Genomic DNA, 5,225 nt, shown 5'->3' on the forward strand with positions numbered 1-5,225 from the left:
ATTCATTTGTAACGCCAATAGCAGCTTTTTTCTCCTGCTCGGATAATATTGTTTCAGCTTGTTGCTTTCTATTATCAGCAGAATTATCTGTCGCTAGATATTTGCTCATTTGAGTTTGGCTGCTTTGCTGATAATCAAAGGCTAATCTGATAGCACCAATTGCCGTATGGGGAATAGGTTGGTTGCTATACAGTCTGATTGCATATGACTCCCTGCCTACTTCTGCCAATTTTGGATCTGGCTGGGCAAGAGTCGTTTCACCTTTCATCGCCTCTGAAGTTGTAAACACAACCAAGTATCTGGCTTTGCGCCCATCTGGATACTCCGAGGGTAATTCAATATTTCCATAAAGACGCTCAACATTGACCAAGGAGCTTTTATCGTAGCTGATTGTTTCATCACCATAGACTTCTATGGGGTTATATGATTCATCTAATACCAGTAATGAGGGTACAAAAACACTCGATATTATTGGAGAAGATATCGCAACCTTAATCGGCCCATTGACCTGAGGCAAGGCAATCCCTTTAACAAAGGATTTTCCCGAACGAAAGCGAAATGCCTTATCTTGTGGAAAAATATTAAAATCAAACTTCCCCGGCTGAGAAATCTGCCGGTAGTCAATCTCAGCGAGCGAGTCACAGCACACAGGTGCATTTTCAAGCGCAAGGAAGGCTGTTTCCGGCTCGATTTTTTGTACTTTTTCAGCGTTCTTGGCCCCGTAATCAATAACCATACTTTGATTATTGCTGCAAGACGTGGTCAGTACGACTAAACCAATAGCGAGTATTCTCTTCATTTCTCTTTCTCATCACTATTACCATACCTTGCACAAGGTAAGGATATAAGAACCAAAGTTTTAATAGATTTAGCGCAAGGTATTTTCCCTTGCGCCAACGATATCTATTTAGAACACTGTTAATCTAGAACTAAGGTCTGAATTGATCTTGCTGGCATTGTTATACAGCAACCTTTATTCCTATTATTTAGTGCATAGGCTATATCTTGTTCGAGACGGTTCATGATCACCATGACTTTTTCACCATCCGGATTTAAGAAAGCCGTTGCTTCGATATCATCACTGGTAGTGGCAACTGCGATCCGCTTCGCCCCTCGCTTAATAAACTTAGAAAAATGGCCAAAATAGTAGTATGAAGGATTAATGATCACTTTGTCATTAACCGTGTCACCAATAATCGGGGCGCTGCAAAGATTATTTACATGGTTTGGACCGCCGGTCTCATCGAGGAATAGATTCCAGTCACACCACGCACTGGTATTGTGATTAAGATCGTTAATCATCGAATGGGCATACCGCTCACCCACCTTCCAGTCACCAATGTGCGGCCCTAACTCTTGGCAACCCTCTGTAAACCATATCTTTTTATCCGGGTAAATATCGTTTACTAATTTAAGGTTATCGTAGTTATCCCCCATGTACCAATGAATACCGATACCATAGACATACTTAGCAGCATCAAGATCATCAAACATCTTCTGTGCCCGGTCAAAAGCCTCGGCACGGTTGTGATCCCAGCAGACTATCTTGATATGTCCCAAACCTTCATTTTCTAGCGTTGGGCCAAGGTAATCACGAACAAAATCACGCTCTTCTTCTGCTGTATATATACATGAATCCCAGACCTGAGTAGCTGCTGGCTCATTCTGAATGGTAATTGCACTGACTGTCACGCCTTCGTCTTGCATCGCTTTGATATATTTACAGTAATATTCGGCCCATGCCTGACGATACTCAGGTTTGAGTTTCCCGCCGTTATTCATCTCACCATTGGTTTTCATCCACGCCGGTGGGCTCCATGGAGAAGAAAAAATAGTAATGTCTTCACTGGCTATCGCTTTGGCCCAGTGAACCATCGGGATGATTTGCTGCTTGTCGCGTTCAAGATTAAAGTCTCTTAGCTCTGGATCCTCCGTCTCACAACACGCCCAATTCCCGAGAGAAAAGTCACAGCTATTAATATGTGTTCGACAAAAATTATACCCAATACCCTTCTCTGAATGAAAATAGGCCTCCATCATTTTCTTCTGATTCTCGGCACTCATTCTGTTAAGGACATTCGCGGCCGACTCAGTAAAGGCTCCTCCAAACCCTTCCCACTCCTGAAATGTTTTAGTTTCATCCAGAAATACATTAAACAGTTCTCCAGCATCCGTATAAGTCGTATTTACGTCATGCTGGTATCCTTCGCGTAAATTATCCACTGGCACTTCCGATAACTTAAAATCAGTGCCTTTCGCTGTTTGGTATAGTTTCATCAACACTCCATGGTAACAATTGGTAAATCCTAACTATCTTTTTATGTAGAGTTGCCGTATTCGCTACACTTTAAATCTACGTACTAAGTCATTTTGTTGATTAGCAAGTTCATCAAGCTTGCAACTTACCCCGGCAACCTGTTCTATCGACATATAATTGGCATCAGCGATGTGGCTGATATCTTCAAGGCTCCGTGCAATCAAATTCGATGTCGTGCTTTGCTCTTCCGCGGCTTGGGTAATGTGACTGCTCATCTGGCTGATCTCTATAATTTTTGCCTGGATTTCCTCCATCGCACTGTTCGCTTCAGATGACTGGGCAATACTGTTATGCATTTCACTCACACAGCCTTGCATCACTGATGAGGCCTGGCCCGAGCAGGCTTGCAAGTTTTGAATCATGCGCTCAATTTCTTCGGTAGAGTCTGTGGTCCGCTTTGCCAACTGCCTGACTTCATCAGCCACCACGGCAAACCCTCTCCCCTGTTCGCCTGCGCGTGCAGCCTCGATTGCCGCATTCAAAGCCAGCAAATTGGTTTGCTCGGCAATATGACGAATGACGTCAAGAATTGAACCAATTTCGCTGCTCATTCCCTGAACAGCTGAAACCACTTTGACGGACTCATCAAGACGCTCGGATAACTGGTGAATCGTCGAGATATTACTACTCATCACATCTCGCCCTGTCCGCGCCGCAACCTCAACATCATGAACTTTATCCATAGAGCTCTGGGCACTATTAGCCACATCTTTCACCGATTGCTCCATTTCAGTCATCGCAGTAGCAACCGATGCGGTTTGCTGACGCTGATCATTCAAGCGGGTTTGGGATTCCGTTGTTGCTGCCTGGTTCTGTGCCGACACCTGCGCTAAATTCCCCGAGGCAAGACTCAGTTTTCGCAAGATATCTTGTAGGTTGGATGCCAAGGTGTTGATGTGATTGCTAAGGTGATTAAACTCAGTAAACGTATTGTCGTCCACTCGCTGTGTCATATCGCCATCTGTTAACGCTTCAAGGGTGGAGAGCATTGAAACTAACGGCTTACGAACATTTCGCGCCAGCAGCCAACCAAGAATTATCGCAAAAGCTGTTACAGATACACCCATAACGGTAGCTTGTGTATACCCAGCACGGTAACTTGCATTAGCGCTTTCAATCGCATCGTCCATCAACTGCTCGGCTTCAGCATGAAATGTGTCAAGAATAGCCATAGCCTGATCAACCTCGCCTGCAAGCACAGAAATATTGCGATAGAGACGATGACTGGCCTCGACATATTGGAAGTGCTGCTCCAGTACACCACCTTTTTTACCAATATCCAGTGTGAACTGTTCAACAGACTGATCAAACCTTTCCTTGAGTGACGGTAATTGAGCGATAAGTCCTTTATAAGCGTAGTTAAGCCGAGTGACGCTTCGCTTATTGTCCTTAAGCGCTTTGGTAATAACGTCTATATCATCACTGGCCAGCGCATCCGAGGTGATCGTTTCTGTTTGTTTAAGCTTGGTGAAATAGCTTTTGGCCATCAGCTTAACCGCAAGGTTATCTTGACTGCTAATGTACTCCTTCATACCTACACTAAGTTCGGTCTGCAGCTGCTGGAAGCGGCGGACTGCTTTCTGCCTCTCCTGCTGAACACTTAACTGAGTACGATAATTTTCCATCGCTTTGTGCGACTCAGAGAAATAACGCTCTTCCATTGCAAACAATGCAGTAAGTTTGCCACTCAAAACAGTGTTATTTTCAGATATTGCCGATAGTTGCTTCAGCGAAGAGCTAAAATCTTGATGTGCCAAGCTGAATTTATTCTCAAAGCTTTGCATTCGCTCAGCATTTTTACTGGTAAGGAAATCTTTGAAGATTTTATCGGCAGCCAGGAGTTTGACACTGGTTTGATTTGCCAGTGAGACAAGGGGAAAAGCACCTGTGGTAACAGTTTCCAATTGATTATGGATACGATTTGCTCCATCAAGCATCAATATAACTGTCGTGACAAGTAGGATCACCATTAACGCAAAGCCTGCATATATGCGCTTAATAACTGACATTTGCCGATTCTTTTTCATAAAATTTCTGATTTCCGTTCAGGATAGAGCCACTTATACCCAACTCCCCTGAAAAACTATCAAGAGAGTTGGGTATATAAAGAAAGCTGAAAAAGGAAAAAGTGGGAGGAAGCTAACTTCCTCCCACCAATATTTACTTCACCAGGCGAACATTCTTAAAGCTAAATTCAACACCCGCTTGAGAGTTGCCCCAGGCCGGTAATATTGCGAATGGCTTATTAACAGTTTCTGCGATACCACCAATAGCTAAATCACTAACTGGCACAGAGATAGCAGTCCATTTTCCTGTCTCAATTTTCTCCAGGAAATAATCCGGACTTGATGCATTTTCCTCAGAAGATTCCATCTTGATCACCAAGCCATCACGGTTATCACCGTAAGAGGTAACCAACAGGTCAAACTCCAGCTTACCCGATTCAACATAGTTCGTTAGGTTCTGCGTTTTACCAGTTAGGAATATAACCGCTTTGTCATCTGCAGGGCTTGCCGCATTGAAAGCGACGTTCACAACTGTTGTACCCTCACTGTCAACTTCCGTTGCAGTTGCAACATGGTCAGGCGCAGGGCTCCAATCACTGCCAGTATGAGCTGTCCAGACACCAACACTCGGGCTCCATGTATCACTCCAGGTGTAAGAAATGTCTTCATCTAGAGCAGGCAACGCAGGAACAGCCAATGCAGCACAATCAACTTCATCAGTAGCTTTATCCAAGCTGCGAGGAACATAACGAACTTCACCCAGGTCAAATGCCATTTCACCACTTGTTGTCAGCAGGAATGGGGTATTAAGCATTGAGAACTCCATACCTTCATCGGCAAAACAGCTAAGTGCAAACTTCATGGTTGTCCATTCATCAGACACTGCAGGCAACACATCGTTA

4 protein-coding genes are annotated in these 5,225 nt (G+C 44.1%); all 4 read right to left on the reverse strand.

All coding sequences use genetic code 11. The annotated features are described in order from the left end of the window. The coding region (locus MHN01_RS15950; RefSeq protein ID WP_239412252.1) for a MalM family protein at positions 1-799 on the reverse strand (799 nt) is incomplete at its 3' end. A gap of 119 nt (positions 800-918) precedes the next feature. Beyond that, positions 919-2,277 (reverse strand): glycoside hydrolase family 30 beta sandwich domain-containing protein, encoded by a 1,359-nt coding sequence (locus tag MHN01_RS15955; protein ID WP_239412253.1) that lies wholly within the window; start codon positions 2,275-2,277, stop codon positions 919-921. Positions 2,278-2,340: 63 nt separating this feature from the next. After that, entirely contained in the window at positions 2,341-4,344 is a 2,004-nt protein-coding gene (locus MHN01_RS15960) for a methyl-accepting chemotaxis protein (RefSeq protein ID WP_239412254.1), read from the reverse strand. A 133-nt stretch (positions 4,345-4,477) separates the two neighbouring features. After that, a partial coding sequence (locus MHN01_RS15965; RefSeq protein ID WP_255725299.1) for a putative glycoside hydrolase occupies positions 4,478-5,225 on the reverse strand: 748 nt, incomplete at its 5' end.

The organism is Photobacterium sp. OFAV2-7 (assembly GCF_022347985.1).
Classification (GTDB): domain Bacteria; phylum Pseudomonadota; class Gammaproteobacteria; order Enterobacterales; family Vibrionaceae; genus Photobacterium.

What these genes read in the sequence shown, in the direction of transcription:
- MHN01_RS15955 (WP_239412253.1), bottom strand. Translation starts at nt 2,277, where the DNA reads ATGAAACTATACCAAACAGCGAAAGGCACTGATTTTAAGTTATCGGAA.
- MHN01_RS15960 (WP_239412254.1), bottom strand. Translation starts at nt 4,344, where the DNA reads ATGAAAAAGAATCGGCAAATGTCAGTTATTAAGCGCATATATGCAGGC.